Here is a 19875-nt window from a genome sequence, read left to right as displayed (position 1 = left end):
AGGTTCCCGGCTCCTAAAAAACAAAAACCGCCTCAAAAATTTGAGACGGTTTTTTACTATTTTGTAAATGATTTATTTTTTGTTAAAATCTCCCGCAAAGACAGAAGTCAACTTATCTTCGGAGATGTATTTTCTTAACACATCGTTGACCTGACCTACTTTAAGTGCTGATACTTTAGCTTCCAGCGCGTCATAATCTTCCAATGGAACGCCGTACTGCAGTTGCGTATTAACTAGGCTCATCAATGTATTGTCATTTCCAAGACCCGTCTTTCTGCTGTTAAGCCAAGAAGTAAGGTTGGATTTGAATTCTTCTTCTGTAAAGCCATCTTTTACCGCTTTGCTAACTTCTTCTTTCAAAGCTTTGTTAACTGCATCTTTTTTGGTTGGGTTGAAGAATGCATACCAGCCCCAAGATGCCACATTGTTATCCACAGGAATGCTGACGAAAGAACCTGCGCCATAACTGATCCCTTCTTTTTCGCGTAACCTGGTTGGGATTCTTGCGGTAAGGAATCCGCCACTACCCAACATCTCGTTGGCGATTACCAACGCAGGATAATCAGGAGATTTCCTATCCATAGAGAAGGCTATCTTACCAACAGCCGCACCGTTTTCTTTGTCTGGAGTCAGATATTCTTTGTCCAGTTTTTTGGTGGCGAAGAGTTCCGGTTTGATGTATTCGTACTTGGATTTAGAATTCCATTTTCCAAAGGTATCCTCTAACAGAGTGCCTGCCGTTTTAGTATCCAAATCACCGACTACAGTTCCCACACCATTGTTAGATCCCAGGATTTTATTGTAGAAATCTACCAATTGCTCGCGCTTCACTTTTTTGTTGTTATCAATCTGCTCTTGCGTAGAAGCAGTGTAGTAGATGCTTTCTTTAGGATAATTCTTGGTGATTTTCTCAATCTCGTTGAAAGCGATAGATTGAGGATCGTTAAGAGAACCTTCTAGATAAGTATTGTACTCGTTGATTGTTTTTGTAAGTTCTGCCTCTGGAAAAGTAGATTCTGTAAGGATTTCTTTGATAAGACCCATTACTTTTGGCAAGCTTTCTTTGTAAGTACTTACGTTGACAAACAATGTCTGTCCACCAAAACCAAAGTTAACATTAGATTTCCACTGATCCAACATATCTTGAATTTGCTCTTTGGTATGAGACTTAGTCCCTGTTTTAAGAACCTGTGCCATCAATGATCCTACATCAGATTTACCGCTAAGATCCTTGGCATTACTTACAGGAAAACGGAAACTGGCCAGCACTTTTCCACCTTTGATGTCTTTTTTCACAACACCATACTTCATCCCGTTGCTAAGTGTGCCTTCTGTAAGGTTGGCTTTCAGGTTTTTGATACTGGCTTCGAAAGGAGCCGCTTCTTTTTCCAGTGCTTTTCCTTTGTAATCTTTTGTAAGGGTAGCCAACTGATCGTTGCTGTATTCCACATTTTTCACACGCACTTCATCTTTTGTGGGGATAAAGATACCAATTGTTCTGTTGTTGGTTCTAAAGTACTTTTCAGCCACTTTTTGTACATCAGCTAATGTCAGTTTTTCAACATTATCCCGGTAAAGAAAGCCTAGTTTATAACCACCGGCTCCCACAATTTCGGTTAAACCAATAGCGTATCTGATGGTATTATTTTTCTGATTATCAATCTGTTTCAGCAATTTTGCTTTAGCACGATCAACATCCTGCTGCGTATATTTAATCGTAGGGATTTTATCCAATTCTGCACGGAACTCATTTTCCGTAGCCTTAACATCCTTATCAGCCGGAACCTGAAGCCCAAAGTACATAAACCCGGCATCCCTCAACTGCTGTTGATAAGCATAAACCGATGCTGCTTTGTGAGAATCAATCATAGATTTATAAAGATAGCCCGATGGATCTGCTGTCAAAACTTCTGATAGCGCATCCAGTGCCGCATAATCTTTGTCAGCAAAAGGTGCTGTATGGTAAAGTGCACCAACCACTTTGCTATCGCCAGAACGCTTAAGCTCTACGAAACGTTCGCCATCCTGAGCCGGTTCTACAGTATAACTTTCATCCAAAACTCTAGACGGTTTTGGCAATACCGAGAAATACTGCGAAATATAATTAAGGGCTTGTTTTTCGTCAAACTTACCCGCGATAATCAATGTCGCGTTGTCTGGCTGGTAATATTTTTCATAAAACTTCCTCAGCGTAGGGGCTTTCACACGCTCGATATCTTCTTTGCTACCGATGGTGCTATTTCCATAGTTGTGCCACAAGTAAGCTGTAGAGGTAATTCTTTCTTGCAATACACCACCCGGGTCATTTTCCCCAATTTCAAACTCGTTTCTTACAACCGAAAATTCTTTGTCAAGATCGGCCTGTAGGATTGTAGCATTCAGCATCCTATCTGCTTCCATCTGGATAGACCACTTCAGGTTTTCATCACTGGATGGGAAAACTTCGTAATAATTGGTTCTGTCATACCAGGTTGTGCCATTGGCACTTCCACCTTTATCGGAAAGCTGTTTTTTGATATCGCCCAGGTTTTTGGTACTTTTGAAAAGCATGTGTTCCAGCAAATGCGCCATTCCTTTTTCGCCATAGCCTTCATTTTTTGATCCCACATTATAAACGATGTTCACCACCATATTACTTTGTGAACCATCAGGAATCAGGAGAACTTTCATCCCGTTGCTTAGGGAATACTCTTTGATCCCTTCCACATTGCTTACAAATTTTGGAGTTTCAGCCTTTTGTGAAAATACAGGCGTTGCATATCCCGCATAAAACACCACCGCTGCAGTGAGTAAAAAATTTTTCATGTGTAATTTTATTAATTTTTTCGCAGTTAAAATTATAAATTTTTGATTAAAATAAATTTAAGGCTAATAACTTTATGAAAATCTTAACGTATTTTTGTCATTATGTTAGTCGAGAAGATCATTTTGGGTATAGACCCGGGAACCAGCGTGATGGGGTTTGGAATTATTTCTGTCAAAGGAAACAAAATGGAACTGGTAGCCATCCACGAGTTAATCCTAAAAAAATACGATAACCATGAGACTAAGCTGAAAATTATTTTTGATAAAACCCTGGCTTTGATTGATGAATACCACCCTGACATGACAGCTCTGGAAGCGCCATTTTTTGGGAAAAATGTGCAAAGTATGCTGAAGCTTGGCCGCGCACAGGGCGTTGCAATGGCTGCAAGCCTCTACAGGGATGTCCCAATTACCGAATATTCTCCCAAAAAGGTAAAAATGGCCATCACCGGAAATGGGAATGCTAGCAAAGAACAGGTTGCAGGCATGCTGCAAAACCTTCTGAAACTTAAAGAATTTCCCACAAAATCTCTGGACGCTTCTGATGGATTAGCCGTTGCGGTTTGCCATCATTTCAATTCCGGGAGCTTATCAACAGAAAAATCCTACTCAGGCTGGGACAGTTTCCTGAAGCAGAATCCGGACAGGCTGAAGTAATGTAACATTGCTAACAGACCTTTTTATTTCTTTGTCATTTTATCTTTTTTCTTACGTCTTTTCCTTATTTTTGAATCGATGAATGATTCTCTTTTTGATATTGTAGAACACACCAACCGTAATATTTTCCTAACGGGAAAAGCCGGCACCGGGAAAACTACATTCCTCAACGATTTTGTAAAAAAAACCAAGAAAAAACACATTGTGGTAGCACCAACAGGCATTGCTGCAATCAATGCTGGCGGCGTTACCATCCACTCTATGTTTGGGCTTCCGTTGCGGACTTTTTTGCCTACCACGGAGCGGATTGATCAGAACCTGGCCAACAACATTGCGGATTTGATTCCGCATTTCAAATACAGGAAAGATAAACTGAAACTCCTCCGCGAAATCGAAATTATCATTATTGATGAAGCATCTATGCTGCGTGCCGATGTGCTGGATATGATGGATTTTGCACTGCGCCACGTCCGCAGGAACCAGCAGCGTTTTGGTGGCGTGCAAATGTTATTCATTGGCGACCTTTACCAGCTGCCACCTGTTGTAAGGGACGAATACATTCTCTCGATGTGCTATGCTTCGCCTTTTTTCTTTCACGCCAAAGCTTTGGAAGACAGCAATTTTATCACGCTGGAACTTACCAAAGTGTACAGACAAACTGATGAGCATTTTCTTGAAATCCTCAACGCCATCCGCGACGGCAATGTGGAAGATGTTGATTTTGAAACACTGAATGCCCGATATCAGCCGGATTTTCATCCAAAAAACGAAGCTTACGTTTATCTGTGTTCGCATAATAAAATGGCGGACGACATCAATCAGAAAAAGATAAAAGAACTGGGTGGGAAGCCTCACTTTTATAATGCTGAAGTGGTGGGTGATTTCAAAGAAACACAATACCCGAATGACGAAGTCCTGGAGCTGAAAGTAGGTGCACAGATTATGTTCATCCGCAACGACACCTCCACTGACAAGAAATATTATAATGGAAAACTAGGCCAAATATCCTATCTGGACGAGGACGAAATTTCGGTAATCCTGGATGGCAGCGAAGATGAAATAAAACTGAAGGCAGAAACCTGGGAACAGAAAAAATACAGTCTGGATTCAGAAAAAAACATCCAAGAGGAGGTTTTGGGGAGCTTCAAACAGTTTCCAATTCGCCTGGCTTGGGCGGTTACGATTCATAAAAGCCAAGGCTTAACATTTGACCGGTTGATTATCGATGCCGGGAAGAGTTTTGCCTCCGGGCAGGTTTATGTTGCCCTGTCCCGTTGTCGAACGCTAGAAGGAATTATCCTAAAATCCAAGATCATGCCAGATGTTATTTTCAGTGACAAAAGAGTTTCCAAATTTCAGGATGAGACGCACGCCAATGCCAAGATAGAAGAGATCATTAATTCTGAAAAGTACGATTACAGCATCCAGAAAGTGATCAGAAGAATTGACTGCAACTGGTTTGCCCCGGCATTGGAAAACTGGAATCTATCGACCAAAACAAGCAAGGTCATCGATAAAAACAAATCGCATCAGCTCTACATTAGCTTAAAGTCAGAAATTGAAAACCTGATCACGATTTTCATGAAATTTGAACGTGTTTTACTTCAGAAAACCCACAAATTCCTTTTGGGAGAAGAAGAATGGCCGGAGATTGAGAGCAAGGCAAAAGGTGCTGTTAATTTCTTTTTCACCAATGTGAATGACAAAGTTTTCTCGCCACTAAAAGATTTCTATGCTGAGTCCAAAGGTCTGAAAGGGCTCAAAGCTTTTAACGAAGATTTCCGGGTTTGGCTGGATGATCTGGAAGATTATTTGAAAGACCTGAAAGAAGTTCACCTTCTGGAAACGCCTTTGTACAATAAGGAAAAAGATGTTGAAATCTCATTGAAAATCAATAAAGTGCCAACGCATATCCTTACCTATCAGCTTTTTCAGGAAGGGAAAACCTTGCCCGAGATTGCCAAAGAAAGAGGACTTGTTGTTTCCACTATCTTTGGGCATCTTGCCAAGTTTGCAGAACAAAGCGTACTGGACCGCAATGACCTGCTGAGAATTTACCCAAAAGAGAAGATCAAAATTTTTGAGATCACCTTCAAAGAAAATCCTCAGGATACCATTAATGACTGGAAATCTGTTTTGCCGCCTGACTTTGAATATGGGGAAATCCGCCTGATCTGGACTTACTTTTTGAATTTGAAAAAATAATTGAACTAAAAGATTATGCTATTCAACAATATTGAGTTCGCTTACTTTTTCACCATTGTATATTTACTGTATTGGTTTGTTTTCAATAAAAACCTTAAGCAGCAAAACCTGTTTCTGCTTGTTGCAAGTTTTTTCTTTTTTGGTTGTTTTGATTGGCGTTTTCTTTTTCTACTCATGTTTTCCATTCTTTTGGATTTTTTTGTAGCAGAAAAAATCGATCAATCTCAAAATCATAAGAAAAAGTGGTTGTGGCTTTCCATTGCTGTAAACCTTTGCTTTTTGGGATTTTTCAAATATTTTAATTTTTTTATTGATAATGTTTCTAAAGCCTCATCACAGTTAGGATTTGGACATCTCAATTGGTCTCTCAAGATTATTTTACCCGTTGGTATATCATTTTACACATTCCACGGTTTGTCATACGTCATCGATGTTTATAAGGGAAGGATAAAGCCTATCAAAAGCCTAACGGATTATTCACTTTTTGTAAGTTTTTTTCCGCTATTGGTTGCAGGGCCTATAGAAAGAGCGGGTCATCTTTTGCCCCAACTCCAAACCAAGCGAATATTCAATTATTCTAATTCGGTAGATGGGCTACGTCAGATTTTGTGGGGGCTGGTTAAGAAAATTGTTATCGCAGACAGTTGCGCACCCTACGTTAATCAAATTTTTGAAAACCCTTCGGAGTACTCGGGAAGTTCTCTTGTGATAGGAGCCATCTTATTTTCTTTCCAGATTTATGGCGATTTTTCCGGTTATTCTGATATTGCCCTGGGAACGGCAAGAATGCTTGGGATAGAACTTCTAAAGAACTTCTCTTACCCATATTTTTCTAGAGATATTGCCGAGTTCTGGCGGCGTTGGCACATTTCGCTTTCATCATGGTTTAGGGATTACGTTTACATTCCGCTTGGCGGCTCCAGAGGCAGTAAATGGGAAAATATCAGAAATGTGTTTATCATCTTCCTACTGAGTGGTTTCTGGCACGGTGCTAATTGGACGTTTCTTTTCTATGGATTTTTGAACGCATTATTTTTTATACCACTATTATTATCACACACGAACAGAAGTCATCTAGAAATAGCTAGTGCACGCGATTGGAAGTCAGCCATTATATTGTTCTTCCAGATTAGTTCTACATTCATGACCGTCACTTTTGCGAGGATATTTTTCCGTTCAGAATCTATTGGGTTTGCATTTAATTACATTAGGAAAATTTTTTCCAAATCCTTGCTATCATTCCCAGAAATTTTCCCAAAAACTGTTATAAGTTACATATTTCTATTTTGTGTAATCGAATGGGTAGGCAGAAATAACAACTTTGCCATAGAACAGTTGGGTATGAATTGGAAAAAACCATACAGAATTTCTTTTTACTATATCATTACGATCATCATCTTGTATTATTACAGTTCAAATTTTCAATTTATTTATTTTCAATTTTAGATGAGAAGCCTGTTAAAAAAATTAGTTTCATTTTCACTGCCTGTCTTATTGATCTTTATCGTTTTTGAGTTATTTTACAGATTGATTCCCAATGATTATTCTGTAAAATACGAAGAAATCCCTAAGAAATTAAATAAAACGGAACTTCTCTTCTTGGGAAACTCACATACTTTTTACGGATTAAACCCTAGGTATTTTAACCGACCGGCTTATAATCTGGCTCATATTAGTCAAACAATTTATTTTGACCAATTATTATTTAATCAATATATTAATCAATTCGGTAATTTAAAATGTGTTGTCCTTAATATCGAGTATACCAGCCTGAGTGAAATTGTAGAAACAGAAGAGAACAAATGGAGGAAATATTATTACCAAACTTACATGCACTTAGATGTTCCTTCTATCAAAAGCTATGATCTTACAAAATATTTCATCTCCTCCACAAGGACTTTTAATGCCAATTCAAAACTAATTGCCCAATACCTGAAAGATGGAACCATCGCCCATTGTGACCAGAACGGTTTTGGAACCAATTACAAAAAATCAGCTAAAAAACCATTGTTGGAAAAAGATGCTTTAATAAGGGTGAAGAATATAGAAGACGGATTGATGAACTTTACCGATAATATAAGCAGAATCCAGTCTATGATTGATGCCTGTAAAAAGAGAAATATCAAGGTTCTGCTCCTGAACATGCCTGTCACCAAGTATTTTTCTGACAATGTAAACCCTGTGAAACTAAAAAAAATACAAAACACCTGTAAAATTATTACTTCCAAAAACGCCAATGTCTATAACCTCAATTTATTTACCGACAAAAGATTTACTTTAGAAGATTTTTATGATGCTGATCATCTGGATACAGGCGGGGCAGCCAAATGTTCGCGGATTGTAAATGACTTTACGAATCGCGTGATTTTTAACAATAAAAAATAGATTTCCAAGCATAAAAAAAACCGCAAATTTCACATTGCGGCTTCCTTATTTTTATTAAATTATGAATTAATCAATCAATTCAAACCTTGCATATTCTGCTACCTTTTTTGGTAATCTGATACCTTCCGGTGTTTGGTTATTTTCCAATAGTGCGGCCATGATTCTTGGTAATGCCATTGCAGAACCGTTCAGCGTGTGTACCAATTGGGATTTTCCTTCGCTGCCTTTGTAACGGCATTTCAGACGGTTGGCCTGGAAGTTTTCAAAATTGGAAACAGAACTCACCTCCAGCCATTTCTCCTGCGCGGCACTCCAAACTTCGAAGTCATAGGTCATTGCAGAGGTAAAACCTGTATCGCCACCGCAAAGTCTCAGGATTCTGTAAGGCAGTTCCAAGTCTTCCAGAATTGATTTAACGTGCTCTACCATTTCTTCTAAAACGGCATAAGAATTTTCCGGCTTTTCGATTCTTACAATCTCCACTTTTTCAAATTGGTGAAGCCTGTTTAACCCGCGTACATGCGCACCGTAACTTCCAGCTTCGCGCCTGTAGCATTGGGAATAAGCAGTATTTTTGATAGGAAGGTCCTTCTCATCCAGCAAAACATCTCTGTAGATATTGGTGACAGGCACTTCTGCCGTAGGGATCAGGTAGAGGTCATCGGCACCAATGTAGTACATTTGGCCTTCCTTATCCGGCAACTGCCCTGTTCCATATCCCGAAGCTTCGTTCACCACATGCGGCGGATTAATTTCCATATAGCCGGCATCGGTATTTTTGTCTAAGAAATACTGCACCAATGCTCTTTGCAATCGTGCCCCTTTCCCCAAATAAACAGGGAAACCTGCTCCGGCAATTTTAACACCTAATTCAAAATCAATCAGGTTGTATTTTTTGGCCAGTTCCCAATGCGGGATCGCACCTTCGCCTAGACCTTCTACTGTTGTAGATTCGTAAACAATCTCGTTGTCATCGGCAGAAACGCCGGCCACAACTTTCTCGTTAGGAATATTCGGGATCAGGTAAAGGATATTGATAAGCGATTTTTCGGCTTCGTTGAGTTGGTTTTGCAATTCTTTGCTCGATTCTTTGTATTGCGAAGTTTTGGATTTTGCTGCTTCAGCCTCCTCTTTTTTACCGTCTTTCATCAGGATGCCAATTTCTTTCGAAATCTTGTTCATCTCAGAAAGTTGTGAGTCGAGCTCAAACTGCAGTTTTTTTCTTTCGTCGTCAGCATTGATTGCCGCATCGACCAAATCTAATTCCTTGAAGTTTCTTTTCTTCAAGCCTTCCAAAACGCGCTCTTTGTTTTCGCGCAAAAAATTAACCTGTAACATAGTTGGGTTGTTGGTTGTAGTTATTGGTTGTTGGGTTTATAATGAATTATAGTAATTCCCAACGCATTGCAAATTTAAGGATTTTATTTAACGATATTGACTACATTAGGCTGCCCGGGCACTTTTGTAAATTTCAACTGGTCGTTATATTTAAGTGTTGACAGTTCAAAAAGCGACGGTGTCCATTTGTAATTAATCTCTATTGTATCATCATCCGTCACTGTTTGCGTATTTACAGTTTTTGAATATCTGATAATGAATTTAGAATAATACGTCTTGTACTCCGGACTCAAAGAATCCCTTTTCAAACGCACTGCGCCAGCGGCATAATCAATATAAGTTATTGTATCAGAATCTTTTAAAAGGCTATATCCCGAAAAAGAGACAAGAGCCGTTTTACCTAATAAATCAAGCATACTTACAGATGTATAAGATCCTTTGATACGGTTATTAAGCAAGTCCTGCCCGTTGCTACTTCGCACATACATTTTCAGCACCTGATCTATTGCTTGCACATCTTCACTATCTCGTTGACAAGAAAACAGGAGCATTAAGCCGGCTACAATAATGGATAATCTGACTTTCATCTTTACAAAGATAAAAACTTAAGCTTTATGACCACTGATTTAATCAATTTTGCCACGAATAATTAAGCGAGAGACGATGCCCAACTTCGGCTGAATGGTTGAAGAAAATGACTTAGGAAATCAAGATATGTATTTTTTGAAAAGTCAAAAACCTCGATGTCTTTAGATAACTCACCATTCCTAATTTTATTTTTAAACTCGGAAAGTTTGAGTGTTTTGACCTCGCCGTTTTCCACAAAACTGGCTTTCATTCGATCAAAAAAACCAAGTCTGAACTCCGTATCCAGCTCACGCATGATTTTGCCTAAAGCATCAATACTGCAACCAGATGCGGCTTCTTTTTCCTCATCTACACAAATAACGATGAACTGATTTTTCTCTATCTTAAACGACGAAGACAGTGGTTTGCCGTGAGCAGCCCAACCGCCTAAAAAATCATATAATTTTTCCGCAATAGTCTTACTTTCCTTCGCGGTAAAAGGGCGGGATGCGGGATATATAATCACTCTGTAATCGTTGGTCTCAACAATATTAGATTCTTCAATTTTCATTTTGATAATAATTTTCGAGATATAAAATTACGCATTTTTTATCTAAATCAATTCAACAAAAAACCCCAGAAATTCTGAGGTTTTTATTTACTAAATATTATTGATTTACAAATCTTCTGCTTCTGCCAACAGTTCTACAATATCTTTGACTTCCACTTCGGTATTTTTGTTAAAATGTTTCACACCATCCGTCATCATTGTATTACAGAAAGGGCAGCCTGTAGCAATCACTTTGGGCTGAAAAGACAGCGCTTCCTCGGTCCTTTCTATGTTAATATCTTTATTCCCTTTTTCGGGTTCTTTAAACATTTGCGCACCGCCTGCTCCGCAACATAGTCCGTTGGTTTTGCAACGTTTCATCTCAACGAGTTCCGCATCAAGTTTTTCGAGAAGCATTCTTGGTGCTTCGTACTCATCATTGCCACGGCCAAGATAACAAGGATCGTGAAAGGTAATTTTTTTCCCTTTGAAACTTCCACCTTCTATTTTCAAACGGCCTTCTTCCATCAGTTGTTTCAGAAATTGCGTATGGTGCATCACCTCATAATTTCCGCCAAGGCTAGGATATTCGTTTTTCAAAGTATTGAAACAGTGCGGGCAGGCCGTTACTATCTTTTTGACATTGTAGGCATTAAGCACCTCAATATTGGTCAATGCCATCATTTGGAATACAAACTCGTTCCCGGCACGTTTTGCAGGATCGCCTGTACAGGACTCTTCCTGACCCAAGACCGCAAATTCTACATTAATTTTATTAAGGATTTTGCAGAAAGCGCGCGTAATCTTCTTCGCACGGTCATCGAAACTTCCGGCACAGCCTACCCAGAAGAGAACTTCGGGAGATTTGCCTTCCATCGCATATTCTGCCATTGTTTTAATCTTAAAATCCATTTTTATAATTTACCAAATAATCAATGTAACAGTTTATCAATTTGATCAACAATTGTTACATTGGTAGATTATTACATTGTTATATTAGTTATCATTTGCCCAATTCAAACGATCTGCCTGATTGTATTGCCAAGGAGCGGCATTATTCTCGACATTCGTCATCATCAGGTTGAGTTCCTGTGGCGCAGCAGATTGCTCCATCACCAAAAACCGTCTCATCTCGAAAATAATAGACAAAGGATCAATAAGGACTGGGCAAGCTTCTACACAAGCGTTGCAGGTGGTACAGGCCCAAAGTTCTTCTTTTGTGATATAATCGTTGAGAAGTTTTTTCCCGTCATCCACAAATTTACCTTTGTTTTTATTGATATTCCTGCCTACTTCTTCTAGACGGTCTCTCGTCTTCATCATAATCAATCTTGGCGAGAGTTTCTTGCCTGTGATATTAGCAGGGCATTCGGCAGTGCATCTTCCGCATTCGGTACAAGAATAGGCATTGAGCAACTGAACCTGGCTCAGATCAAAAATATCTTCTGCCCCAAATTTTGAAGCTGCTTCTTCAGCGGTACCTTCTGCCGGTGCTGCGTAAGGATCTGCATTGGGATCCATCATCAGCTTGATTTCCTTGGTGACCGATTCCAGGTTATTAAACTTTCCTTTTTTCTCAAGATTCGCAAACCAAGTATTTGGAAAAGCCAAAATGATGTGCAGGTGCTTGGAATAATAGAGATAATTCATAAAGAACAAAATCCCTACAAAGTGAAACCACCACGCCGATTTTTCAATGATGTGAAGAGTTTCTAAACTTAGATTCCCAAAGAAAGGAAACAGGTGTTTTGAGATTGGAAAATTAGAAGCAAAACGCGCAGAATCTGCATAATAATCGGCACCATTCATCGTGAAAAATGCCACCATCAGGGCAAATTCTATAATCAGGATCCAATTGGCATCGCGTTTTGGCCATCCAAACAATTCTTTCATCGTCAATCTCTTGACGCCATAGAAATTTCTCCTGATAAAAAACACAACAACCGCAAAGACTACCAAGGATGCCAACACCTCCAATGTACCTGTAAAAAAGGCATAAAAAGTTTCCCCGAAAATACTTTGCAAAAATCGGTGTGTACCAAAAATACCATCAACAATGATTTCTAATAACTCTATATTGATAATGACGAAGCCAACGTAAACAAAGATGTGAAGAACGCCGGCAATAGGCTTTTTCACCATTTTGCTTTGCCCAAGTGCGACTCTTGCCATTGTAGCCCAGCGCTCTGCTTTTTTATCGGTACGGTCAATCTTTTGTCCTAGACGAATATTGCGGTACAACTCGACAAGGCTTTTGGCAAACAGCCCAAAACCTGCAACGAGAAGAATTAAAAAAATGACATTGTCAATATATTGCATACCTACTTTTTATCTGCATTTTTACCAAAAACGGAGAAATTAACATATCTCTTCGGGTTAGCTTTTAGATCTTCAATCAGCTGGTTGAGACTGTTTGTCGTTTTTGTTAGATTATTGTAAAGTTCATCATCTTTGGTCAATTTACCAAGAGAACCTTCGCCGTTTTGTATGCCGGAAATAACGTTATTGAGTTTATTAGCAGTTTGGTTAAACTGATCAATAGTGCCATTAAGTTTATTGATATCCACATTTTCTGCCACCGCGCCATATTTATCAAGGGTCTTGTTAGCTGTAATCAAAGTCTTATTGGCATTATCTACCACATTATGTAATCCGGCTTCGTTACCTGCCAAGATAGCATTTGTCCTGTCAGCTGTAGATTTAAAAGTTTCGATTGTTTTATTAAGGTTTGCTAAAAGAAGTTTAATTTCTCTCCTGTTTTGCTCATCCACAATCTTGTTGGTACTTGCCAGTGTTGAATCAAGTTTCAGAAGAACGCCTGAGAGTTGGTCTTTTACCGGTTTCACCTGTGATGATAAGGAATTAAGCATAGACAGCTGGTAACTACCCTTTAGCGTATCACCATCTTTGGCTGTTTCGCCACCATAGAAAAGATTAATTTTCATCTCCTTGCCAGACATTAACCCAGGTTCGAAGATTTCTACTGTAGACTGTTTAGAAAACTCGAAGGTATCATCGATTGTAACCTTTACAACAAAATGCAGCTTCCCGTCTTTGGTTGTCATGGGCTTGATTTCATCTACCTGCCCTACCTTCAGACCATTAATAGAGACCGGGTTAGAAACTGCCAGACCTTCTACATTGTCATATTTTGCATAAAAAACATTGTCTGTCGTAAAAAGATTTTTACCCTTCATAAACTGATATAATATCACGAAACTGATAATGGCAAAAATTGCGATCAAACCTGCTTTTAATTCTTTACTTAACTTCACGTTTTTGTTGTTTTACTAGTTAGCAAATATAAGAATATTGCTCTTATAATTATTATAAATAAAAAAACAACAAAAGCGACAATTATGCCGCTTTTGTTGTTTTAAGAGAAGATTTCTAAATTATTTTTGAGCTTTATCCCAAACTTCAATTCGATAATCCTTAATCGTCGCATTATCCTGAAGACTCTTAAGAAGAGCCCCGGTAAACTGCTGAGAATTCTGCTGTGTGATAGCCTGCATAATCTGCTTGATACCACCTGGCAACTTGTTGGTTGTTACAGATTTTTTAACTACCAAGTAAACGCCCGTCATACCTTCTATTGGCTGAGACAGTTTGTTTGCAGCCACTCCAAATGCAGCACCTGCAACTTTTGGCTCCATCGCACCGTTTATACCAGGGTTGAACAGATTAACTGTTGCGCTGGCTTTACTTGTACCAAAAGCTTTTGCAGCCTGATCTAGCGATGTGTATTTTCCAGCATTGATCTTTTCAGTAATTTTCTTAGCCAAGAGCTTATTTTTAACAATTGGCTCAATCTGATCCCTTACAGTTTCTGGATCAGCAAGACCTTCGTCCTGTTTGCCTACTACATAAGCAACAATCCTGTCACCAGAACCTTCTACTGTGAAGATGTCAGTATCACCAACAGATCGCTTTTTGTCAAAAGCCCAAGTAATAATGTCTGAATCTTTGTCTGTATTAAGTCCTGGGAGTGTACCCTGGAATCTGCCAACCGCTTTTGCATTGTTGAAAATATACTTGCTTTTTTCAGCCAGGTTTTTGAACTGGTTAAAACTTTTGCCCTCGGTCTGCTGAATAAATCTTGTAGCCTGAGTGAGGACTTTATTTTCAGTTTTATCAGATGCTTTGATATTTTTTGCAAGATGCGCAATCTTATAGCCCATTGCACCTGTTTTCTTATCTTCTATATTGATGATATGATAACCAAAAGATGTTTCTGCAAGACCTGTAGTTCCTTTAGCATTATCGGCTAAAAACTTAAGGTAACCCGGAGCAAATGGAGAAGAAGGCGTGGTCCAGCCTACACTTCCGTTTCTTTCTACGGCATTAGGTTCATCAGACAATTTTAGGCCTTCTGCAAATTTTGCAGGATTAGCCTTAATAACTGCTAGTAAACTATCTGCTGTTTTCTTTGCCGCCTCTTTTGTTCTGGTAGCAGTAGAACGCTCTGCCCCCTTGTAAGCAATCAAAATATGCTTGGACAATGTAGAATCGGATGCTTTTTTATCCAACAACTTAGATACCACATATAAGTTTTGTTCTTTATATGGACCAAATGTCTGGCCGATTGCAGCAGTAGCAATTTTATCTTTAAGTTCCTGAGGAATTTGGTTAAGACTTACATACTGAGGAATAAATGGTACATCAGAGTTCAATTCCACAAACATGGAATCGTTTTTTGTATTCTGAAAATTCTCTGCTCCGTTAGAAGCATCCGTTCCTTTTAGATAAAGTTTGTTGATTTCATTCAAAGTAGCTGCATCATCCTGAGGACTTGGTGTTGCCGGAAAATAGGCATAAGCAATATTTCGGCTGGCTGTTGCCTTAAACCTTGTTGGGTGGAGTTTGATATAGTCTGCAAGATCCTGAGTCGTTACCTTTACATTGTTCTTTTTGGAGAACTCCAGATAATCCACTTTTACAAAATCGATATTAGCCATCTCATCACGGAACTTGATCATCAGTTCAGCCTCTTTTTTGCTAGTAGTGATACCTGACGTTACGTTGCTAAACAACATCCTAGCCATCATTCTGTATTCGATTGCCTTTCTGTTTTTTAACCAGAAAGCATAATTCTCAGGATTGGCAGTTTGTGCTTTTTCTATTTCGCTTTTGATTTCCTGAAGCTTAAAGTTGCCTTTTTCATCAAAATATTGTTGATTTTGAGCAAAAATAGGATCGTATTGTAACTGGCTCCAGAACACATCATCAGTCAACTTAAGACCCATTTTCTCAAACTGTTGCTTGATCAATTTGGACTGTACAAGAATCTGCCACGCCTGCTCTTCCAAACCTTTTGCAGGCTGTCCCTGTTGCTGGGCCTGTTGTTGCAAAATAAAGATCTGGTCGTTAAGCTCATCTCGGGTAATTTCCTCGCCATTCACTTTTCCCATGATATTCGGATTTTTACCAAAAACTTTGTCTATAGTATCCGGATTCACAAGGAAAGCTAATAGTGCCAACGCAATAACGCCTACCAGCAGCCACGATCTTTTTCTAATTTCGCCTAAAATTGCCATTTTATATTAAGTGTTTATAATCAGTCTGCGAAAATACATATTTTTAACAGAATAGGAAAAATTATTTAGAAACATTTGTTAATGTGTGATCTAAAACCAAAAAAACCTCTTAAATCAAGAGGTTTTCTATTTACTTATCGTTTTTTTTATCCAACATTTTGTCGCGCATTTTACCTTCCGTCTGGAAAATTTTAAGCACCTGTTGTGGCGTCAAAATTTTTAAAAATTGATCAGAAAAAGCTTTTCTATTATCTAACAATTGCTGACCGACATCAAAACTTTGATTAAGTTTTAACAAGGCATCTTGGTCACTCAACTGGTCTATATTTTTATCCGGATGAAACTTCTCCTTAATCTGCTTCTGACTATTCTGATAATCTGCATATAACCTCTTAAAAGTGTCCTGTTTGTCTGCAGGCACATTAATATCGTTTACTACAATATTGGCCTTCATTTTCTGCAAAAAAGCGGATCGTTCTCTGGGAGACATATTGCTCACTACCTGTCGTCGCTCATCCATATCCATACTACGCCAATCTGTATTACTTGGGAGATTCTGTTGTTGATAAGTACCTGCGGGAGCCAGTGAGGATGTAGAATTATTACGAAAAGCAGATGCAGAAGGTGATGTATTGGCACGGGACGCTGAATTATCCGTTCTCCTGACTTGAGCATTTGCCCACTGAAATCCGAATGTGCTCAACAGCAATATATGTAATAACAACTTTTTCATTTCTATCCTGTTTACTGTTATTAATTATAAAGATCTAGATAAACATCCTGCTCACTATTCTTATCCAAATCCTTGATTTGATCGGGTGTAAAGGCAGCTAATACTCTCTCAACGTCGGAATCTGATCTTTTGCCCGGTACCACAGCATAATCCTGACGATCCTGATTTTGAATGGATTTTTGAGGCATTGCTGACACATTTTCATTTCCGACCGATGTTGGATGATTTTTTACGATATTGACTGCAGATGGCAGCTCTTTTTTATTAGAATCTATGTGGTTTTCTGCCAAAGCTGTTGGAGATTTACTGGTTGGCATTTCCACTTCATACGTACTATCAACAATCGCCTGCTGTGTTGTCAATTGAACCTCGGGATCGTTTGTAAATCCAAAAAAAGCTGTAATCCCTGCTATCAAAACAAGCGCCGCTGCAGCCATCCATTGGAAATTAAGCGCGAAAATTTTGGTTGCCTTATTCTTAGGGACAAGCTCGGTTTGACTGCCTGAATTCATCGTTTTAGATACCACCCGATCCTGAAGTGCCTGAAAAAAAGAATCCTCAGGTTCCGGATATGGTGTTTTTCTGTTTAGTTTTTCTATATCGATTTGCATAACTTTTATATTTTTTATTCTAAAACTCGTCTGAGTAATTATCCTTTATATATTGTTCTACTTTATCTTTGGCGTAGTGATAATTTGTTTTTAACGTTCCTACAGACATATCCAGGATTTTGGAAATTTCTTCATAAGGCAAATCATCGTAATACCGCATATTGAAAACCAACTTCTGTTTTTCTGGCAGCGTATGTATCGCCTTTTGCAAAAGAACCTGGATCTCCTCGGCGTCTTGTCCTGCATTATCGGCTACAAGATTTTGAAGATAATATTCTGCATCTTCATCGGTCTTTTTCATTCGGTTCATTTTGTTGAGTTGCTGCAAAGCTTCGTTGGTCGCAATCCTGTAGAGCCAGGTATAGAGCTTGCTGTCACTCTTGAACTGATGAATATTCTGATACGCCTTGATAAATGTATCCTGCAAAACATCCTGAGCCTGATCTTGATCTATAATTAACCGCCTGATATGCCAGTACAACCTGCTCTGGTAAGCATCCATCATCGCGCGCAGTCCTTTCTCCACGGTTTGAGGTGCCGTCAGGAACTTTACAATGTCCTCATCCTTGAGCTTCATTCAGATGTTTCGGTGTTTGGATTAAAAATAAAGATCAAAGTTAAATTATTTTTTGAATTTTCTATTTTTAGTTTTTCCATTTTTAAGCCTCCATAAATGATTGGCAAGTAATCTTAAGGAACCCAAAAATCTCGAAAACAATTATCTTTGCACTATGAAAACAGTTATCATCGGCTCGGGCAATGTGGCATATCATCTGGCAAAAGCCTTTCAACAAAACCATCTGGAACTTGTTCAGCTATTTGGGCGTAATGAGCAAAATCTATCCCATATTTCCCAAGAACTCGGCATTCCTTATTCTACAGATATTTTGGCAGATGCTGAACTTTATATTATTGCTGTCTCCGACTCCGCTATAGAAAATGTTTCTGAATTAATTAAAAATGAAAAAGCGCTCGTTGTTCACACTTCTGGCTCGCTTCCTATTGAAATACTGAAAGGTAATTACAGAAAAGCTAGTTTTTATCCTTTGCAAACTTTTTCCAAATCGAAAAAGCTGGATTATTCCAAAATTCCATTCTTTGTGGAGGCGGAACATCAGATTGATGAAAAATCATTGATGGAGTTAGCATCTATTATTTCGGATTATGTAGAAATTTCGGATTATGAGAAAAGAAAATACATCCATCTCACGGCAGTATTTGCCTGCAACTTTGTGAACCATCTTTTTGCCAGAGCCAAAGAAATATCGGATTCTCAGGATTTAAATTTCAATTACTTTCTTCCATTAATAGACGAAACGGTTGAGAAAATCCATCATCTCGACCCCAAATCGGCTCAAACTGGTCCGGCTGTGAGAGGCGACGACCGAATCCTGAAACTGCACGAGAAATTGATAACTGATGAAGAACATATGAAAATCTATCAACTGATGAATGAATCAATTAAAAAAATGTATCAGCCATAGTGTAACAATTTTACAAATCTTCAACTAATTCTACATCAATAAAAATTAAGATATTATGAAAATGCTCAAAAAATTAATCATCCTACCTATTTTACTACTAGGATTAATGGCATCGGCACAGGAAACTGCTAACCGGTTTTTTTACGAACTTAGCTTCAAACCAAAAAAAGATTCTGCAAAAATAGATAAAGTGATGACAGCTCTTGACATTGCAAAAGACAAATCAATCTATCAGGATTTTACGATGGCAGCGCAGGATTCTATTATTAAGACGGCTGTGGAAGAAATGGAAAAAACAAAGGCTTGGAAGGATTTGTCAAAATCTATAAAAATGCCCAAATTTTCTTTCAAGATTTACAAAATCTATCCAGATATGACAGAACAGTATGTGGATAGAATCAGCCGAAATCTTTTTGCTTATGAAGAAAAAATAAAATTTGACTGGAAAATCCTTTCTGATAAAGAGAAGATTGGAACATACAATACCCAGAAAGCTACTACCACATTTGGAGGAAGAACATGGAACGCCTGGTTTACAACAGATATCCCTTTCCAAGACGGGCCGTACAAGTTTTATGGCTTACCTGGACTGATTGTTAAAATTGAAGATCAGGACAAAAACTATTCTTGGGTATTATCCGGAAACAAAGTCATCAAGGATTGGAAGGAATTTTCTTATGCAGAAGAGATCAATGCAAAATATGGCATGGGAAGTAATGAGAAAAAGATAATCGCTAAAGACAAATTTGACAAGGCATATACGGCTTTCAAACAAGATCCAATGGCAGAATGGCGTGCGCAGGTACCACAGAATATGATGTCTATGAAAATGCCGGGCAGTGACAAGACCATTGGCGAAATGATGAAAGATCAGGAAAAAATAGCAAAGGACTTTTTCAATGCTAATGACAACCCAATAGAAGTGGATAAAAAACTAAATGTTGGCAAAGTTGAAAACCTAGGCAAAATAAAAGAATAAAAAACCACATAACTCCCGGAGAAT

The 19875-nt window shown here is 38.6% G+C and carries 17 protein-coding genes; 6 read left to right on the top strand and 11 right to left on the bottom strand.

Going from position 1 to position 19875, the window contains the following annotated elements; genetic code table 11:
- Positions 1 to 72: 72 nt before the first annotated feature.
- Positions 73 to 2805: a M16 family metallopeptidase gene (locus AC00Y6_RS04925; protein ID WP_474489504.1), complete on the bottom strand. Its 2733-nt coding sequence runs from the start codon at positions 2803 to 2805 to the stop codon at positions 73 to 75.
- Positions 2806 to 2907: 102 nt separating this feature from the next.
- On the opposite strand from AC00Y6_RS04925, the gene ruvC reads away from it, so the two are divergent.
- From ruvC to AC00Y6_RS04905, 4 genes are all read left to right on the top strand, one after another.
- Entirely contained in the window at positions 2908 to 3462 is a 555-nt protein-coding gene (gene ruvC, locus AC00Y6_RS04920; RefSeq protein ID WP_474489503.1) for a crossover junction endodeoxyribonuclease RuvC, read from the top strand.
- A gap of 78 nt (positions 3463 to 3540) precedes the next feature.
- The gene (locus AC00Y6_RS04915) at positions 3541 to 5667 is read left to right on the top strand and encodes a helix-turn-helix domain-containing protein (RefSeq protein WP_474489502.1); all 2127 of its coding nucleotides are present in this window, start codon (positions 3541 to 3543) and stop codon (positions 5665 to 5667) included.
- A gap of 15 nt (positions 5668 to 5682) precedes the next feature.
- Positions 5683 to 7113, top strand: coding sequence for an MBOAT family O-acyltransferase (locus AC00Y6_RS04910; RefSeq protein ID WP_474489501.1), 1431 nt, complete (start codon positions 5683 to 5685; stop codon positions 7111 to 7113).
- A complete protein-coding gene (locus AC00Y6_RS04905) occupies positions 7114 to 8052 on the top strand; it encodes a hypothetical protein (RefSeq protein WP_474489500.1) in 939 nt (312 codons plus the stop codon).
- Positions 8053 to 8118: 66 nt separating this feature from the next.
- Here AC00Y6_RS04905 and serS read toward each other — a convergent pair whose 3' ends face one another.
- The 10 genes from serS to AC00Y6_RS04855 form a co-directional block, all read right to left on the bottom strand.
- Positions 8119 to 9390 (bottom strand): serine--tRNA ligase, encoded by a 1272-nt coding sequence (serS, locus tag AC00Y6_RS04900; RefSeq protein WP_474489499.1) that lies wholly within the window; start codon positions 9388 to 9390, stop codon positions 8119 to 8121.
- A gap of 83 nt (positions 9391 to 9473) precedes the next feature.
- The gene (locus AC00Y6_RS04895) at positions 9474 to 9977 is read right to left on the bottom strand and encodes a hypothetical protein (protein ID WP_474489498.1); all 504 of its coding nucleotides are present in this window, start codon (positions 9975 to 9977) and stop codon (positions 9474 to 9476) included.
- 62 nt (positions 9978 to 10039) lie between these two features.
- A complete protein-coding gene (locus tag AC00Y6_RS04890; protein WP_474489497.1) occupies positions 10040 to 10528 on the bottom strand; it encodes a hypothetical protein in 489 nt (162 codons plus the stop codon).
- Positions 10529 to 10633: 105 nt separating this feature from the next.
- The gene (locus AC00Y6_RS04885; RefSeq protein ID WP_474489496.1) at positions 10634 to 11419 is read right to left on the bottom strand and encodes a (Fe-S)-binding protein; all 786 of its coding nucleotides are present in this window, start codon (positions 11417 to 11419) and stop codon (positions 10634 to 10636) included.
- A gap of 84 nt (positions 11420 to 11503) precedes the next feature.
- Positions 11504 to 12826: a 4Fe-4S dicluster domain-containing protein gene (locus AC00Y6_RS04880; RefSeq protein WP_474489495.1), complete on the bottom strand. Its 1323-nt coding sequence runs from the start codon at positions 12824 to 12826 to the stop codon at positions 11504 to 11506.
- A 2-nt stretch (positions 12827 to 12828) separates the two neighbouring features.
- Entirely contained in the window at positions 12829 to 13782 is a 954-nt protein-coding gene (locus AC00Y6_RS04875) for an MlaD family protein (RefSeq protein ID WP_474489494.1), read from the bottom strand.
- A 120-nt stretch (positions 13783 to 13902) separates the two neighbouring features.
- A complete protein-coding gene (locus AC00Y6_RS04870) occupies positions 13903 to 16044 on the bottom strand; it encodes a peptidylprolyl isomerase (protein WP_474489493.1) in 2142 nt (713 codons plus the stop codon).
- Between the two features lie 130 nt (positions 16045 to 16174).
- Positions 16175 to 16777, bottom strand: a complete 603-nt coding sequence (locus AC00Y6_RS04865; RefSeq protein WP_474489492.1) for a hypothetical protein — start codon at positions 16775 to 16777, stop codon at positions 16175 to 16177.
- 20 nt (positions 16778 to 16797) lie between these two features.
- Entirely contained in the window at positions 16798 to 17388 is a 591-nt protein-coding gene (locus AC00Y6_RS04860; RefSeq protein WP_474489491.1) for a hypothetical protein, read from the bottom strand.
- 19 nt (positions 17389 to 17407) lie between these two features.
- A complete protein-coding gene (locus AC00Y6_RS04855) occupies positions 17408 to 17965 on the bottom strand; it encodes an RNA polymerase sigma factor (protein ID WP_474489490.1) in 558 nt (185 codons plus the stop codon).
- 154 nt (positions 17966 to 18119) lie between these two features.
- Between AC00Y6_RS04855 and AC00Y6_RS04850 the strand changes: the two genes are divergently transcribed.
- Positions 18120 to 18872, top strand: a complete 753-nt coding sequence (locus tag AC00Y6_RS04850; protein ID WP_474489489.1) for a Rossmann-like and DUF2520 domain-containing protein — start codon at positions 18120 to 18122, stop codon at positions 18870 to 18872.
- Positions 18873 to 18933: 61 nt separating this feature from the next.
- The gene (locus AC00Y6_RS04845) at positions 18934 to 19851 is read left to right on the top strand and encodes a GLPGLI family protein (protein WP_474489488.1); all 918 of its coding nucleotides are present in this window, start codon (positions 18934 to 18936) and stop codon (positions 19849 to 19851) included.
- Positions 19852 to 19875 lie beyond the last annotated feature (24 nt).

The sequence above is a fragment of the Epilithonimonas sp. genome (assembly GCF_056329745.1).
The sequence above is the reverse complement of the archived record's forward strand: the minus strand, read 5'-3'. Positions and strand labels throughout refer to the sequence as shown.